This is a genomic window from Enterobacter sp. SA187 (genome assembly GCF_001888805.2).
GTDB lineage: Bacteria > Pseudomonadota > Gammaproteobacteria > Enterobacterales > Enterobacteriaceae > Enterobacter_D.
In genome coordinates this window covers 3,041,954-3,056,939 of the sequence record NZ_CP019113.1, presented here as the reverse complement: position 1 = coordinate 3,056,939, position 14,986 = coordinate 3,041,954, and the positions used below count along the sequence as shown (strand labels likewise).

At 54.8% G+C, this 14,986-nt stretch carries 16 protein-coding genes and 1 other annotated feature; of the genes, 2 read left to right on the top strand and 14 right to left on the bottom strand.

Annotated features, from left to right (window positions below):
• Window positions 1-46: 46 nt before the first annotated feature.
• Together ppsR and aroH are read left to right on the top strand one after the other, a co-directional pair.
• Window positions 47-880, top strand: a complete 834-nt coding sequence (gene ppsR, locus BMF08_RS14615) for a posphoenolpyruvate synthetase regulatory kinase/phosphorylase PpsR (protein WP_072568278.1) — start codon at window positions 47-49, stop codon at window positions 878-880.
• A gap of 177 nt (window positions 881-1,057) precedes the next feature.
• Window positions 1,058-2,104, top strand: coding sequence for a 3-deoxy-7-phosphoheptulonate synthase AroH (gene aroH / locus BMF08_RS14610; RefSeq protein WP_072568277.1), 1,047 nt, complete (start codon window positions 1,058-1,060; stop codon window positions 2,102-2,104).
• 178 nt (window positions 2,105-2,282) lie between these two features.
• Here aroH and selO read toward each other — a convergent pair whose 3' ends face one another.
• The 14 genes from selO to thrS all read right to left on the bottom strand — a co-directional run bounded on the left by selO (window position 2,283) and on the right by thrS (window position 14,946).
• On the bottom strand, window positions 2,283-3,725 hold the full coding sequence (selO, locus tag BMF08_RS14605) for a protein adenylyltransferase SelO (RefSeq protein WP_072568276.1): 1,443 nt from the start codon (window positions 3,723-3,725) through the stop codon (window positions 2,283-2,285).
• Window positions 3,726-3,786: 61 nt separating this feature from the next.
• Window positions 3,787-4,500 (bottom strand): EAL domain-containing protein, encoded by a 714-nt coding sequence (locus BMF08_RS14600; RefSeq protein ID WP_072568275.1) that lies wholly within the window; start codon window positions 4,498-4,500, stop codon window positions 3,787-3,789.
• 323 nt (window positions 4,501-4,823) lie between these two features.
• Window positions 4,824-5,288 (bottom strand): C40 family peptidase, encoded by a 465-nt coding sequence (locus tag BMF08_RS14595; RefSeq protein WP_072568274.1) that lies wholly within the window; start codon window positions 5,286-5,288, stop codon window positions 4,824-4,826.
• A 77-nt stretch (window positions 5,289-5,365) separates the two neighbouring features.
• Complete coding sequence (gene btuD, locus BMF08_RS14590; RefSeq protein ID WP_072568273.1) at window positions 5,366-6,115, bottom strand: vitamin B12 ABC transporter ATP-binding protein BtuD; 750 nt, start codon at window positions 6,113-6,115, stop codon at window positions 5,366-5,368.
• Complete coding sequence (locus BMF08_RS14585) at window positions 6,115-6,666, bottom strand: glutathione peroxidase (protein WP_072568272.1); 552 nt, start codon at window positions 6,664-6,666, stop codon at window positions 6,115-6,117. Before BMF08_RS14585 ends, btuD begins: the two co-directional genes overlap by 1 nt.
• Before the next feature lie 36 nt (window positions 6,667-6,702).
• Window positions 6,703-7,683, bottom strand: a complete 981-nt coding sequence (btuC, locus tag BMF08_RS14580) for a vitamin B12 ABC transporter permease BtuC (protein ID WP_072568271.1) — start codon at window positions 7,681-7,683, stop codon at window positions 6,703-6,705.
• Between the two features lie 101 nt (window positions 7,684-7,784).
• Entirely contained in the window at window positions 7,785-8,084 is a 300-nt protein-coding gene (ihfA, locus tag BMF08_RS14575) for an integration host factor subunit alpha (protein WP_006820203.1), read from the bottom strand.
• Between the two features lie 4 nt (window positions 8,085-8,088).
• The gene (pheT, locus tag BMF08_RS14570; protein WP_072568270.1) at window positions 8,089-10,476 is read right to left on the bottom strand and encodes a phenylalanine--tRNA ligase subunit beta; all 2,388 of its coding nucleotides are present in this window, start codon (window positions 10,474-10,476) and stop codon (window positions 8,089-8,091) included.
• A 14-nt stretch (window positions 10,477-10,490) separates the two neighbouring features.
• Entirely contained in the window at window positions 10,491-11,474 is a 984-nt protein-coding gene (gene pheS / locus BMF08_RS14565) for a phenylalanine--tRNA ligase subunit alpha (protein ID WP_072568269.1), read from the bottom strand.
• 63 nt (window positions 11,475-11,537) lie between these two features.
• Window positions 11,538-11,661, bottom strand: a sequence feature (Phe leader region).
• Window positions 11,612-11,656: a pheST operon leader peptide PheM gene (gene pheM, locus BMF08_RS21245; protein WP_001386830.1), complete on the bottom strand. Its 45-nt coding sequence runs from the start codon at window positions 11,654-11,656 to the stop codon at window positions 11,612-11,614. It overlaps the preceding feature by 45 nt.
• A gap of 118 nt (window positions 11,662-11,779) precedes the next feature.
• Window positions 11,780-12,136 carry a 50S ribosomal protein L20 gene (rplT, locus tag BMF08_RS14555; RefSeq protein ID WP_045442118.1) on the bottom strand — a complete coding sequence of 119 codons (357 nt, stop codon included), beginning with the start codon at window positions 12,134-12,136 and terminating at the stop codon, window positions 11,780-11,782.
• 46 nt (window positions 12,137-12,182) lie between these two features.
• Window positions 12,183-12,380 (bottom strand): 50S ribosomal protein L35, encoded by a 198-nt coding sequence (gene rpmI, locus BMF08_RS14550; RefSeq protein ID WP_001124225.1) that lies wholly within the window; start codon window positions 12,378-12,380, stop codon window positions 12,183-12,185.
• Between the two features lie 91 nt (window positions 12,381-12,471).
• A complete protein-coding gene (gene infC, locus BMF08_RS14545) occupies window positions 12,472-13,014 on the bottom strand; it encodes a translation initiation factor IF-3 (protein WP_072568267.1) in 543 nt (180 codons plus the stop codon).
• 3 nt (window positions 13,015-13,017) lie between these two features.
• Complete coding sequence (gene thrS, locus BMF08_RS14540) at window positions 13,018-14,946, bottom strand: threonine--tRNA ligase (protein WP_072568266.1); 1,929 nt, start codon at window positions 14,944-14,946, stop codon at window positions 13,018-13,020.
• Between the last annotated feature and the right edge of the window lie 40 nt (window positions 14,947-14,986).

The following is a 14,986-nucleotide window of genomic DNA, read 5'->3' as shown; positions in this document are numbered from 1 at the left end:
TTAATTTATGCTTTTATGCAATTACGATTATTTCAGGGCGGCTTAAATGGATAATTCTGTAGACAGGCATGTTTTTTATATTTCTGACGGAACGGCAATCACCGCCGAGGTGCTGGGGCATGCGGTGATGTCGCAGTTTCCGGTCGCCATCAACAGCATCACCCTGCCCTTTGTGGAAAACGAAAGCCGCGCGAAGGCGGTGAAAGAGCAGATCGACGCGCTCTATCAGCAGACCGGGATCCGTCCGCTGGTGTTTTACTCCATTGTGCTGCCAGAAGTGCGCAACATCATTATGCAAAGCGAAGGGTTCTGTCAGGACATCGTACAGGCGCTGGTCGCGCCCTTACAGCAGGAGCTCAAGCTCGATCCCACCCCCGTTGCGCACCGCACTCACGGGCTTAATCCCGGCAATCTGATTAAGTACGATGCGCGTATCGCCGCCATCGATTATACGCTGGCGCACGATGACGGCATTTCGATGCGTAATCTGGATCAGGCGCAGGTTATTCTGCTGGGCGTGTCGCGCTGCGGTAAAACTCCCACCAGTCTCTATCTGGCGATGCAGTTCGGCGTGCGCGCCGCCAACTATCCCTTTATCGCCGACGATATGGATAACCTGGTGCTGCCCGCTGCGCTTAAGCCGTTGCAGCATAAACTTTTCGGGCTGACCATCAACGCCGAGCGCCTCGCCGCTATCCGTGAAGAGCGGCGGGAAAACAGTCGCTACGCCTCGCTGCGCCAGTGCCGCATGGAAGTGGCGGAAGTGGAAGCGCTGTACCGGAAAAACCAAATTCCTTTTCTTAACAGCACCAATTTCTCCGTGGAGGAGATCGCCACCAAAATACTCGACATGATGAAGCTGAACCGCCGCATGTATTAACCGGCGCACTCCTGTGCACTAGCAAGCTAGTACATCGGTTAAAATTTCGTTATCATTACCTTTTGGATTGTGATGCGTATCACGCCCGCACTTGAAATACCACGGGATTGGTTTATCGTGATGCCCATCACTTCCCGGCAGACCTGCCGCTGAAGCCACAAATTTCTGAGAAATGTAATGAATAAAACCGATGAACTGCGTACTGCGCGCATAGACAGCCTGGTCACGCCGGCTGAACTGGCGCAACGCTATCCTGTCTCCGCAAGCGTGGCGGAACACGTCACGGCCTCACGGCGTCGCATTGAGAAAATCCTTAACGGGACGGATCGCCGCCTGCTGGTGATTGTCGGCCCCTGCTCCATTCACGATCTCGACGCCGCGATGGACTACGCCCGTCGTTTACAGGGGCTGCGTGAGAAGTACCAGCACCGGCTGGAAATCGTCATGCGCACCTATTTTGAAAAGCCGCGCACGGTAGTGGGCTGGAAAGGGCTGATCTCCGATCCGGATCTTAACGGCAGCTATCGCGTGAATCACGGTATCGAACTGGCGCGTAAACTGCTGTTGCAGGTGAACGAGCTTGGGGTGCCTACCGCCACGGAATTCCTCGATATGGTGACCGGGCAGTTTATTGCCGATCTCATCAGCTGGGGCGCTATCGGCGCGCGTACCACCGAAAGCCAGATCCACCGGGAAATGGCGTCGGCGCTCTCCTGTCCGGTGGGCTTCAAAAACGGCACCGACGGCAATACGCTTATCGCGGTGGATGCCATCCGTGCCTCGCGCGCCAGCCATATGTTCCTCTCACCGGATAAAACCGGCCAGATGACCATTTACCAGACCAGCGGTAATCCGTACGGGCACATTATTATGCGCGGCGGCAAACAGCCGAACTATCGGGCGGAAGACCTGGCGAAAGCCTGCGACACGCTGCGCGAGTTCAGCCTGCCGGAGCAGCTGGTGGTGGATTTCAGCCACGGCAACTGCCAGAAGCAGCATCGCCGTCAGCTGGAGGTGTGTGAAGACATTTGCCAGCAGATCCGCGCCGGATCGACGGCTATCGCCGGGATCATGGCGGAAAGCTTTATAGAAGAAGGCACGCAGAAAATCGTCGCCGGACAGCCGCTGGTGTACGGGCAGTCGATCACCGATCCATGTCTGGGCTGGGACGACAGCGAAAGGCTGCTGGAAATGCTCGCCAGCGCCGTGGACAGCCGGTTCTGAGGGCGGTTCCATGGATGCCCGGCGGCGCTACGCTTGCCGGGCCTACAACTGTCGATACCACAGTGAATCCAGAATGTAGGCCGGGTAAGGCGAATGCCGCCACCCGGCAATGCATCGCATTACACCGCGCTCATCATGTAGGCCGGGTAAGGCGAAGCCGCCACCCGGCGCAAATCGCTTAGCTCGAGCAGCTCACTTCCAGACGCTTACCCCAGTCCGGCGGGCGGCTGACGTAATCATCTCCCCTGTCTGCAAAGGGTGTGCGCAGTGCAATATGCAAACGCTCAAGCTCCGCCATGTCACCCTGCTCCGCCTGTTCGATGGCGCGCTGGGCCAGCCAGTTACGCAGCACCATCGCCGGGTTCACCGCCTGCATCTGCCCCTGCCGCGTCACGTCATCAACGCCTTCCTGTTGCAGACGCGCACGATAATCCACAAACCAGGCATCAAACCCGGCCCGATCTATAAATTCATCGCGCAGCGGCGAGCTGGCGCTCTGCTGCTCCGTCTGACTGAGCATACGGAAGGTACGGGTGTAGTCGCTGCCCTCCCTTGCCATCAGAGCGAACAGCCGGTTCAGTATCTCGTTATCGCCCTTCTGTTCTGTCGTGAAGCCCAGTTTACTGCGCATTAAAGCGCCATATTCCCGCAGCAGCACCTGCTGATAGTTTTCCAGCGCCTGATTAAGGACTTCCACCGCGATAAACGGCGACAGCGTCTGCGCCAGTTTTTGCAGATTCCACAACCCCACCCCAGGCTGATTATCAAAACGATAGCGGCCCTGATAATCGGAATGGTTACAGATATAACCCGGCTGGTAATCGTCGAGGAAACCGTAGGGGCCATAATCAATGGTCAGGCCGAGAATCGACATGTTATCGGTGTTCATCACCCCATGAGCGAAGCCGACGGCCTGCCAGCGCGCAATCAGCGACGCCGTCCGGCTCACCACATCGTTAAACCACAGGGCATACTTATCCGCCTCATCCTGCAGCTGCGGCCAGTAATGCCGAATAACGAAATCCGCCAGCTTCTGCACTTTTTCCGGTTCGCGACGGTAGTAAAAATGTTCGAAATGCCCGAAGCGCACGTGACTTTGCGCGATACGGATCATCATCGCCCCCTGCTCTACGGTTTCGCGGCGCACCGGCGTGTCGCTGGTGACGATCGACAGCGCGCGCGTGGTGGGGATCCCTAAATAATGCATGGCTTCAGAGGCCAGACTTTCCCGGATAGTGGAGCGCAGCACGGCGCGACCGTCACCCATTCGTGAATACGGCGTCAGACCTGCGCCTTTCAGATGCCAGTCGCGGGTGGTTCCATCAGCCAGCAACTGTTCGCCGAGCAGAATGCCGCGCCCGTCGCCAAGCTGACCCGCCCATACGCCAAACTGGTGGCCGCTGTAAACCTGCGCCAGCGGTGACATGCCAGGCAGCAGCGCCTCGCCGCCCCAAACGCCTGCACCTTGCGCAGTATTGAACAGCGAGGCAGGAATACCGAGCGTTTCGGCAAGGGGTTCGTTATGCCAGACCAGGCGCGCATTTTGTAGCGGCGTGGGTTGTAGTGCGGTGTAAAACTCCGGCAGCTCATCGCGCCAGTGGGTAGTAAAAGAAAGGGTCATGTTTCCTCCTGCATTAAGTGTAGTGGGTAATGCGGAGGTTAAACACGGGATAACCTCAGGGTTATCCCTGTACCAGAGTGGTCAGTTCAGCCACCGTCACCGGCGACCATAACGCCCCCATCATCGCTGAGAAATGAAAAGGTAAAATACGCTGGCGGGAAAATTCATTATCAATGCCGTCGATGATAATCGACTGACAATAAGGTTTTACCTGGCTAACAACGGCACGCATAAAAGGTTCGAAGGAGCGTGAGGTTAATCGATGATGGACAAAGTTTTTATCCAGAATCACCTGTTTAAACAGTCCATCAAATACCGCCCGGGTGGAACTTTTTCCTGCGCCGAAATTTTCCAGCATCAGGGAATAACGTTCCGCGAGCGCAGAAAGTTGTGGATGCGCAGCCCCTTTATTCAAATCGGGATAATTCTCATTAATAGAGAATGCCAGAAATGGAAAACGTTCCACGCTCGCCGCCAGTTCAGCATCACTTAAAAGCGCCCCGGCAATCACTGGCGTTATATTAATCCAGGCCGGAATGCTGTGCTGGATAAAAAAGAGCTTACAGGATTCAAGCAACGCCAGCTGTTCTGAGAACAGCGTCAGGGCTGTCTGTGCGGGGAGTTGCGCCAGTAACTCCCCGGCAGGCGTATGGATGTGCCCATCCACGCCAATAAGATTGACGATAATCTGCAGGCCTTCCAGTTTGCCCTGCGCGCTACGGGCGGGCTGTAATAACAGCTCGGTGCGCCATGTGCTTTCAAGCGTCAGGATCATATCGCCAGTCCCATGATTAGGGTGTTTCCCGGCTCGCTAACAAAGGTATTAATACCATTCAACCCAGGGGGCTTAAGACGAAATACTTTCATTTTTTCCTTTTTAATTGCGGTTCATCCTTTGCCCTAAGGCAAATCTTATCCCGAATAAACTATAATAGCCAGTAACGAAAATTTCATTAACACATTAGTTTAGAAATATTAACAGTTTAATTAATTAGGATGATTTACCAGGAGTAATCCGTGGCGGAATAAGTGGTTAAGAAAAAAACAATAAGAGAAAGGAGATATTCACCCACCATTAGGGGTGGGTGAAGGGGAGATTTATATGCGGCGGGCCTGCCAGAAGTTTTTACGCCAGTAAACATTATCCAGCGATGAGCGCATCACCCCCCGGCTGGTGGAAGCATGAATAAACTGATTGTCGGTATCATAAATGCCGACGTGCAGACCGTTTTCACCCGACCCCGTTTTGAAAAACACCAGATCGCCCGGCAACAAATCGTCCTTGTCGATTTCGGTGCCAATCTTTGCCTGCTGGCGGGTTTCGCGCGGCAGTTGCAGATCGAACTTGTCTCTGAAAGTCATCAGTACAAAGCCGGAACAATCCACGCCGCCACGGCTCATACCGCCATAACGGTAAGGCGTGCCGCGCCAGTTGCTGAGCTGATCGTTAAGACCGGCGATAACGGTGATCGAGTCGGAAAGACGGGGATTTGGCGGCGGCGCGCGATGGCTGCTGCACCCTGCCAGAAACAACGCTGCTGCGAGTAAAAACCAGTAACGCATACCGGACGCATCCTTTACTTTATTATTTCAGCAGAAATTTAGCCTGTGTGTTGTGTCCTGCGCAAGTTACCATTCACTTAGCGGGCGGAAATCAGCACGCTATGCCCCTCAATGTTCAGGCGACGAAACGGGATCTGATAGGCTTTTTCGAGATTGACCGGCGTCATCACATGGTCACGCGTGCCACTGGCGACCAGCTGCCCCCTGCGCAGAAGCCATGCACGGTGCGCGTGGCGCAGCGTATGATTAAGATCGTGGCTGCTCATGACAATCGTCACCCCCGCCGCGCACAGCGCGCTGAGCAGCCTGTCCAGCGCAGCCTGCTGCGCCACGTCGAGACTGTTCATCGGCTCATCCAGTAACAATAGTTGTCCGTCAGCATTTCCCTGCGGATGGATCTGCAAAATGACTGCCGCCAGCCGCACGCGTTGCCATTCACCGCCGGAAAGCTGACTGGTGGCGCGTCCAAGCTTATCGCTCAGGCCAAGCGCGGCGGCGACTGACTCGCAGAGCGCCGCGTCCGGGTTGTGCGGTTGATGCAACGACAGAAAATGCCATACCGGCATGGAGAACGGCGGCATCTGCTGCTGCGCAAGGTAAGCGCGGTGGCGGGCAAGGGAGGTGGCGGGCCAGGCGGCCAGGGATGTGTCGTTAAACATCACCCTGCCCTTTCCCTGGGTCAGCCCGGCCATACGCGCCAACAGTGTGCTTTTACCGGCACCGTTGGGGCCGACCAGATGCAGGATCTCGCCCCTGCCGATCTCGCCGCTGAGCGGACCGAGTCGGCCCGGCGCCTCCACATCCTGTAATTGCATCAACGCAGACATTATTTCGCCAGCGCGGCCTTAATGGCTTCCATGACAATCGGATCTTCCGGGGTCATGTCCGGTGAGAAACGCTGTACCACCTGGCCGTCGCGACCAATGAGGAATTTTTCAAAGTTCCACAGGATGTCATCCGGATACAGCGGCGCGCGGCCTTTACTGGCCAGACGCTCATGAAAACCGCTCGCTTCCGGCGCAACGGCGGTCGGGGCGGCTGCAATCAGTTTCTGATACAGCGGGTGACGGTTTTCGCCGTTGACGTCGATTTTGCTGAACATCGGGAAGGTCACGCCATAGGTGGTGCTGCAGAAGGTTTTGATCTCTTCTTCGCTGCCCGGCTCCTGACCGAGGAACTGATTGCACGGGAAACCGAGCACCACTAATCCGGCGTCTTTCCAGGCTTTCTGGATATTTTCCAGCTGTTCATACTGCGACGTCAGGCCGCATTTAGACGCGACATTAACGATCAGCAGCACTTTACCTGCGTATTGTTCAAGCGTCGTGTGTTCGCCATCAATGGTGATCACGTCGGTATGTAAAATATCATGTTGCATAACATCCCCTTAGTTTGCAGATCGTATAGCCGGGTCTTAGCGCCCGGCCTTTAATAATAGCCAGATAAATACAGGTGCGCCCAGCGTGGCGGTCACAACGCCGATGGGAAGCTCTGCCGCGCTGAGCGCCAGACGCGCCACAATATCGGCGAACAGCAGCGCCGCCGCCCCTGCCAGCGTACAGGCGGGCAGCAGCACACGATGGTCGGTCATACCGCACAGACGCAGAATATGGGGAATAACCAGGCCGATAAAGCCAATCGCCCCGGCCAGCGCCACGCTCACACCGACCATCCAGCCGGTGGCGACCACCAGCACGTTGCGCCACAGCCACAGCGGCAGCCCCAGCTGACGGGCGGAGATTTCCCCCAGCGCCAGCATGTTGAGCGGCTGCGACTGAAGGCATACCCACGCCATCACCGGGACCAGCGCCAGCATCAGCCAGCTCTGCTGCCAGTCGACGCCGCCAAAACCGCCCATCATCCAGTACATCAGCTGGCGTAAATCAAAGGACGTGGAGAAATAAATAGCCCAGGTCATGAGGGCGCTACAGATAATGCCCAGCGCGACCCCCGCCAGCAGCAGTCGGCTGGTGGAGAGATGACGCCGAGCAAAACGCAACAGGATCAGCGTAATGACCAGCGCCCCCAGAATGGCGCACAGCCCCAGCGCCCATTCAGGCAGCATGCCCTGCCCGAGCAGCACGGCGGCAATCAACCCAACGCCCGCCCCGTTCGACACGCCCAGCAGCCCCGGCTCCGCCAGTGGGTTTTCAAACAGCGCCTGCATTACGGCCCCGCACAGCGCCAGCGCGCCGCCCACCAGCATCACCGCCAGGGTTCGCGGCAGGCGAATTTGCCCGACGAACAGGCGACCGCTGTCGCTAAGCCAGGCGTCGGGCGCGATCCACTGGTCCCCGGCGCACAGGCTGAGGGTGCAGGCGATAAGCAGTACCAGGGCGAGGATACACAGTCTGCGGCGATCGCGACGGTGCTGAAGACGGGCAAGTGCCTGCATAATGTCCGGGATACGGTGAAATGATGTGTTTGATTTTAATGCTGATATTGCAATGAGGAAAGAAAAAAGGCCGCGATGGCGGCCTTTTTGGTTAGTTCAGATTACTCTGCTTTGGGCGAAGCGTTTTCAACGCGGCTTTTTAACTTCTGGCCGGGTCTGAAGGTCACCACGCGCCGGGCTGTAATGGGAATATCTTCGCCCGTTTTCGGGTTACGTCCCGGGCGTTGATTCTTATCACGCAAATCGAAATTACCGAAGCCAGAGAGTTTCACCTGTTCACCGTTTTCCAGAGCGCGACGGATCTCTTCGAAAAACAACTCTACAAGCTCTTTGGCATCCCGTTTGCTAAGCCCAAGCTTATCAAACAGATATTCTGACATTTCAGCTTTTGTTAGCGCCATAGGTTCAATCCCTCAATGATGCCTGGAATCGCTCTTTTAATGCCCCTACGCATCTGGCAACGGTAGCGGCAATCTCCTCTTCTTCGAGTGTACGGCTGTTATCCTGAAGGATCAGGCTGATAGCGAGGCTCTTATAGCCCTCCGCCACACCCTTGCCGCGGTACACGTCAAATAAGTTTACGCCAACTACCTGATTTACGCCAACTTTCTTACATTCGGCCAAAACATCTGCTGCGGGTACATTTTCAGCGACCACAACAGCGATGTCGCGGCGGTTTGCCGGGAAGCGGGAAATCTCCTGCGCCTGAGGCACCACGCGGTCTGCGACCTTGTTCCACTCCAGCTCAAACACGATGGTACGACCATTGAGATCCAGCTTGCGCTCCAGTTCAGGATGCACAACACCAATGAAACCAACGCGTTCACCTTTCAGATAAATCGCGGCAGCCTGGCCCGGATGCAACGCCGGATTGGCCTCTGCCTGGAACTGAATCTCGTTCAGTTTGCCGGTCAGATCGAGCACGGATTCCAGATCGCCTTTCAAATCATAGAAATCAACGCTCTCTTTTGCCAGATTCCAGTGTTCATCGTGACGGTTGCCACAAATAACGCCCGCCAGCATCAGATCCTGACGGATACCCAGATCCGCTGTGGTATCCGGCACAAAACGCAGGCCGGATTCAAAAATGCGCACGCGGTTCTGCTGACGGTTCTGGTTATAGACCACGGTTGTCAGCAGCCCCGTCCACAGGGACAGACGCATGGCTGACATTTCGCTGGAGATCGGGCTTGGCAGGATCAGCGCTTCCGCGCCCGGATGCACCAGTTGCTGCACCTTAGGATCCACGAAGCTGTAGGTAATGACTTCCTGATAGCCTTTGTCGATAAGCAGCGTTTTCACGCGCTTCAGCGACAGATCCGCTTCGCGGTGCTGACCCATGATCAGGCCAGCCTGCACCGGCTCGTCCGGAATATTGTTGTAGCCGTAAATACGGGCGACTTCTTCAACCAGGTCTTCTTCAATAGCGATATCGAAACGCCAGCTCGGCGCCACAGCCTGCCACTGGTCCTGACCTTCGGTGACTTCACAGCCCAGACGGCGCAGGATGTCGCTGACCTGCTCATCGGCAATGTGATGACCAATCAGACGATCCAGTTTGCTGCGACGCAGGGTGATGGTCGCCGCTTTCGGCAGCGCGGCGTCATTGGTCACGTCAATCACCGGACCGGCATTGCCGCCGCAGATGTCGATCAGCAGACGGGTGGCGCGCTCCATGGCTTTGAACTGCAGCGCCGGATCCACGCCACGCTCGTAACGGTGGGACGCATCGGTATGCAGACCGTGACGGCGTGCGCGGCCGGTAATGGACAGCGGGCTGAAGAAGGCGCATTCCAGCAGTACGTCCTGGGTCTGGTCATTCACGCCGGAGTGTTCGCCGCCGAAAATACCGGCCATCGCCAGCGCCTTGCTGTGGTCAGCAATTACCAGGGTGTCGGCATTGAGTTTGGCTTCGTTGCCGTCCAGCAATACCAGGGTTTCGCCCTCTTTCGCCATTCGCACCACGATGCCGCCGTCAATGCGGTTCAGATCGAAGGCGTGCATCGGCTGGCCGAGTTCCAGCAGCACATAGTTGGTAACGTCAACCACGGCATCGACAGAACGAATACCACAGCGGCGCAGCTTCTCTTTCATCCACAGCGGCGTCGGCGCGCTGACGTTGATGCCTTTCACGACGCGGCCCAGATAACGCGGGCAGGCATCGGCGGCTTCAACGGCGATCGGCAGCGTATCGTTGATAGTTGCGGCTACGGGCGCGATTTCCGGCTCCATCAGCGGCGCCTGGTTCAGCACCGCCACGTCGCGGGCAACGCCGATAATGCCGAGGCAATCGGCGCGGTTTGGCGTCACGCTGATTTCGATGGTGTTATCGTCAAGCTTCAGGTAGTCGCGCAGGTCGGTGCCAATGGGCGCATCGGCGGGCAGCTCGATAATGCCGTTATGATCGTCGGAAATACCCAGTTCCGAGAAGGAGCAGAGCATGCCTTCAGACGGCTCGCCGCGCAGTTTTGCCGCTTTGATTTTGAAATCGCCCGGCAGCACAGCGCCAACGGTTGCCACTGCCACTTTCAGGCCCTGACGGCAGTTCGGCGCGCCGCAGACGATATCAAGCAGGCGGTCGCCGCCGACGTTGACTTTGGTGACGCGCAGTTTGTCGGCGTTCGGGTGCTGACCGCACTCCATCACTTCACCCACTACCACACCGTTAAAGCGGCCTGCGACCGGCTCCACGCCGTCCACTTCCAGACCCGCCATGGTGATCTGATCGGAGAGCGCGTCGCTGTCGATCGCCGGATTAACCCATTCGCGTAACCACAGTTCACTGAATTTCATTATGTTGTCCTGCCTTATTTAAACTGTTTGAGGAAACGCAGATCGTTTTCGAAGAATGCACGTAAATCGGTTACGCCATAGCGCAGCATGGTCAGACGCTCCATACCCATGCCGAACGCGAAGCCGGAATAGACTTCCGGATCGATGCCGACGTTGCGCAGCACGTTCGGATGCACCATGCCGCAGCCCAGCACTTCCAGCCATTTGCCGTTTTTACCCATCACATCCACTTCCGCGGACGGTTCGGTGAACGGGAAATAGGACGGACGGAAGCGGATCTGCAGATCTTCTTCAAAGAAGTTACGCAGGAAGTCGTGCAGCGTCCCTTTCAGGTTGGTGAAGCTGATGTTGGTATCAACGATCAGGCCTTCCATCTGATGGAACATTGGGGTGTGCGTCTGGTCGTAATCGTTACGGTAAACGCGACCTGGCGCGATAATACGGATCGGCGGCTGCTGGTTCGCCATGGTGCGGATCTGTACGCCAGAGGTCTGCGTACGCAGCAGGCGGGTGGCATCGAACCAGAAGGTGTCGTGATCGGCGCGCGCCGGATGATGACCCGGAATATTCAGGGCATCAAAGTTATGGTAATCGTCTTCGATTTCCGGGCCGGTGGCCACGGTAAAGCCAAGCTCGCCGAAAAAGCTTTCGATACGATCGATGGTACGGGTTACCGGATGCAGACCACCGTTTTCAGTGCGGCGTCCCGGCAGGGATACATCGATGGTTTCCGCGGCCAGACGGGCGTTCAGCGCGGCGTTTTCCAGATCGGCTTTGCGGGCGTTCAGCGCCTGCTGCACCTGCTCTTTGGCTTCGTTGATCACCGCACCGGCTGCCGGACGTTCTTCAGCTGGCAACTCACGCAGGGTGGTCATCTGAAGGGTCAGTTGCCCTTTTTTACCCAGATATTCAACGCGCACATTATCTAATGCGGCAATATCTGAAGCCTCGTTAATGGCTGCCCTGGCGCTGGCAACCAGCTCTGCGAGATGTGACATGGTTTTCCTCATTATGTCGGTGCAGACACCGTTATGGTGGTCTCTTATTTTTAAAAATCAGGCATAAAAAAAGCCTCCATCAGGAGGCTTTCTGGCGCTGTTTTTCGTTTCTTCTTTCACGCGCTAGCCTCCCGGTTTCAGGTGCTAAAGTAAAAAAAGAAGCGGAAAATAGCAGCATTCATGCTTGCGTTACCTTGTGTGGAAAAACCGATACTGCCTATTGAAAAGGCCGGACGACGAATTGTCAACAAAATGACGGTATTACAAATAAAAAAGAGGGAGCTAAGCCCCCTCTCTTCACTGGCTTATGCCAGAGCTGCTTTCGCTTTTTCGACCAGGGCAGAGAATGCCACTTTGTCGAATACAGCGATGTCAGCCAGAATCTTACGGTCGATTTCAACAGAGGCTTTTTTCAGGCCGTTGATGAATTTGCTGTAAGAAATACCGTTCTGACGTGCTGCTGCGTTAATACGCGCAATCCACAGTTGACGGAACTGACGCTTTTTCTGACGACGGTCACGATAAGCGTACTGACCTGCTTTGATAACAGCCTGGAAGGCAACGCGGTATACGCGTGAACGCGCACCGTAGTAACCTTTAGCTTGTTTCAAAATTTTCTTGTGACGTGCACGTGCAACTACACCACGTTTTACGCGAGCCATGTGTGCTCTCCTGTATCTATTCTTAAAAAGTTAAAAGGTTAACGACTTATGCGTACGGAAGGCACGCGATTACCAGACCCAGATCGCCTTTAGAAACCATGGCTTTCGGGCGCAGGTGACGTTTACGCTTAGTAGCTTTTTTGGTCAGAATATGACGCAGGTTAGCGTGCTTGTGCTTAAAACCACCTTTACCGGTTTTTTTGAAGCGCTTAGCAGCACCGCGTACGGTCTTAATTTTTGGCATTTTAATAACTTCCACTTCGCATTGTTAATAAACGAAACAAAGGCGAATCAGTCCCGTGAGCGTGGCCCACAGGAATGATTACTTGATGGCCTTACTGTTTCTTCTTAGGAGCAAGCACCATGATCATCTGGCGGCCTTCGATCTTCGTAGGGAAGGATTCGACCACTGCCAGTTCACCCAGATCTTCTTTCACGCGATTAAGCACTTCCATACCGATCTGTTGGTGGGCCATCTCACGACCGCGGAAACGCAGTGTGATCTTGGCCTTGTCACCCTCTTCGAGAAAGCGAATCAGGCTGCGGAGTTTTACCTGATAGTCACCTTCATCTGTACCAGGTCGGAATTTGATTTCCTTAACCTGGATAACTTTTTGCTTCTTCTTCTGTTCCTTAGAAGATTTGCTTTTTTCATAGAGGAACTTGCCGTAATCCATTATACGACAAACGGGCGGCTCGGCGTTAGGGCTAATTTCTACTAAATCGACCCCGGCTTCTTCAGCTTTTTCCAGAGCTTCTCTCAAATTCACAATACCAAGCTGCTCGCCTTCCAGACCTGTTAAGCGAACTTCTGTGGCGCGAATCTCGCCATTGATGCGATTCGGTCGCGCCGTTTGAACTCGTTTTCCGCCTTTAATACCTTATTCCTCCAGTTGTTGAAGACTGCGGCTGCGAATCTCTTGTTGCAGCTTCTCGATAACGTCATTTACGTCCAGGCTACCCAGGTCTTTACCACGACGGGTACGCACGGCGACTTTGCCGGCTTCAACCTCTTTATCGCCACAAACCAGCATATAAGGGACACGACGTAAAGTGTGCTCGCGGATTTTAAAGCCAATCTTCTCGTTTCTCAAGTCTGCTTTAACGCGAATGCCGGCATTTTGCAGTTTGCGGGTCAATTCGTTGACATATTCCGCCTGAGAATCAGTAATATTCATCACCACTACCTGCACTGGCGCAAGCCAGGTCGGGAAGAAGCCCGCAAATTCTTCGGTCAGGATGCCGATAAAGCGCTCCAGTGAACCGAGGATCGCGCGGTGAATCATTACCGGAACTTGTCGCTCGTTGTTTTCGCCCACATAAGAGGCGCTCAGACGAGACGGCAAGGAGAAGTCCAGCTGTACCGTACCGCACTGCCATGCACGATCGAGGCAGTCATACAGGGTAAATTCAATTTTCGGACCGTAGAACGCGCCTTCACCCAGCTGATATTCAAACGGGATGTTGTTTTCTTCCAGCGCGACTGCCAGATCCGCCTCAGCACGATCCCACATTTCATCGCTACCGATACGTTTTTCGGGGCGAGTGGAAAGTTTGACGACGATCTTCTCGAAGCCAAAGGTGCTGTACATATCGTAGACCAAACGAATACAGGCGTTCACTTCATCACGCACCTGCTCTTCTGTACAGAAGATATGGGCGTCATCCTGAGTGAAACCACGTACACGCATCAGTCCATGTAACGCGCCTGACGGCTCATTACGGTGACAACTACCAAACTCTGCCATACGCAGCGGCAGGTCACGGTAGGATTTTAGACCCTGATTGAAGATCTGCACGTGACCCGGGCAGTTCATCGGCTTGATGCAGTATTCACGGTTCTCCGAGGAGGTGGTGAACATCGCATCTTTATAGTTGTCCCAGTGGCCGGTTTTTTCCCACAGCACACGGTCCATCATGAACGGGCCTTTCACTTCCTGATACTGGTACTCTTTCAGTTTAGAACGTACAAAAGTTTCCAGTTCACGGAAAATAGTCCAGCCATCGTTATGCCAGAATACCATACCCGGCGCTTCTTCCTGCATATGATACAGGTCGAGCTGTTTACCGATTTTACGGTGATCGCGTTTAGCGGCTTCTTCAAGACGCTGTAAATAGGCGTTCAGCGCTTTTTTATCTGCCCATGCGGTGCCGTAGATACGCTGCAACATTTTATTATTGCTGTCGCCACGCCAGTACGCGCCCGCGGTTTTCATCAGTTTAAAGTGATGGCAGAAACGCATATTCGGCACGTGCGGACCACGGCACATGTCGACGTATTCCTGATGATGATACAAGCCAGGCTTATCATCGTGGGCAATGTTTTCATCAAGGATAGAGACTTTATAGCTCTCGCCGCGGGACGCGAAGGTTTCACGCGCTTCGTGCCAGCTGACTTTTTTCTTGACGACATCGTAATTGGTTTCGGCGAGCTCGTGCATACGTTTTTCGAGCGCGTCGAGATCTTCCTGCGTCAGGGTATGGTCAAGGTCAATATCATAATAGAAGCCATTATCGATAACCGGACCGATAGCCATTTTGGTATTCGGCCACAGTTGCTTAATGGCATGACCCAACAGGTGCGCACAGGAGTGACGAATAATTTCCAGACCATCTTCATCTTTTGCGGTGATGATAGCCAGCTGCGCATCGTTTTCTATTAGATCGGTTGCATCGACCAGCTCGCCATTAACACGTCCGGCGATACACGCTTTCGCGAGACCAGGACCGATATCCAGTGCGACATCTAATGGGCTTACGGCTTTATCGAAGTGACGTTGACTGCCGTCAGGAAGGGTAATAACTGGCATTTTATATCCTTATTTGCAGTGGTGACCCACACGAAAGATC

What these genes read in the sequence shown, in the direction of transcription:
- ppsR (WP_072568278.1), top strand. Translation starts at nt 47, where the DNA reads ATGGATAATTCTGTAGACAGGCATGTTTTTTATATTTCTGACGGAACG.
- aroH (WP_072568277.1), top strand. Translation starts at nt 1,058, where the DNA reads ATGAATAAAACCGATGAACTGCGTACTGCGCGCATAGACAGCCTGGTC.
- selO (WP_072568276.1), bottom strand. Translation starts at nt 3,725, where the DNA reads ATGACCCTTTCTTTTACTACCCACTGGCGCGATGAGCTGCCGGAGTTT.
- BMF08_RS14600 (WP_072568275.1), bottom strand. Translation starts at nt 4,500, where the DNA reads ATGATCCTGACGCTTGAAAGCACATGGCGCACCGAGCTGTTATTACAG.
- BMF08_RS14595 (WP_072568274.1), bottom strand. Translation starts at nt 5,288, where the DNA reads ATGCGTTACTGGTTTTTACTCGCAGCAGCGTTGTTTCTGGCAGGGTGC.
- btuD (WP_072568273.1), bottom strand. Translation starts at nt 6,115, where the DNA reads ATGTCTGCGTTGATGCAATTACAGGATGTGGAGGCGCCGGGCCGACTC.
- BMF08_RS14585 (WP_072568272.1), bottom strand. Translation starts at nt 6,666, where the DNA reads ATGCAACATGATATTTTACATACCGACGTGATCACCATTGATGGCGAA.
- btuC (WP_072568271.1), bottom strand. Translation starts at nt 7,683, where the DNA reads ATGCAGGCACTTGCCCGTCTTCAGCACCGTCGCGATCGCCGCAGACTG.
- ihfA (WP_006820203.1), bottom strand. Translation starts at nt 8,084, where the DNA reads ATGGCGCTAACAAAAGCTGAAATGTCAGAATATCTGTTTGATAAGCTT.
- pheT (WP_072568270.1), bottom strand. Translation starts at nt 10,476, where the DNA reads ATGAAATTCAGTGAACTGTGGTTACGCGAATGGGTTAATCCGGCGATC.
- pheS (WP_072568269.1), bottom strand. Translation starts at nt 11,474, where the DNA reads ATGTCACATCTCGCAGAGCTGGTTGCCAGCGCCAGGGCAGCCATTAAC.
- rplT (WP_045442118.1), bottom strand. Translation starts at nt 12,136, where the DNA reads ATGGCTCGCGTAAAACGTGGTGTAGTTGCACGTGCACGTCACAAGAAA.
- rpmI (WP_001124225.1), bottom strand. Translation starts at nt 12,380, where the DNA reads ATGCCAAAAATTAAGACCGTACGCGGTGCTGCTAAGCGCTTCAAAAAA.
- thrS (WP_072568266.1), bottom strand. Translation starts at nt 14,946, where the DNA reads ATGCCAGTTATTACCCTTCCTGACGGCAGTCAACGTCACTTCGATAAA.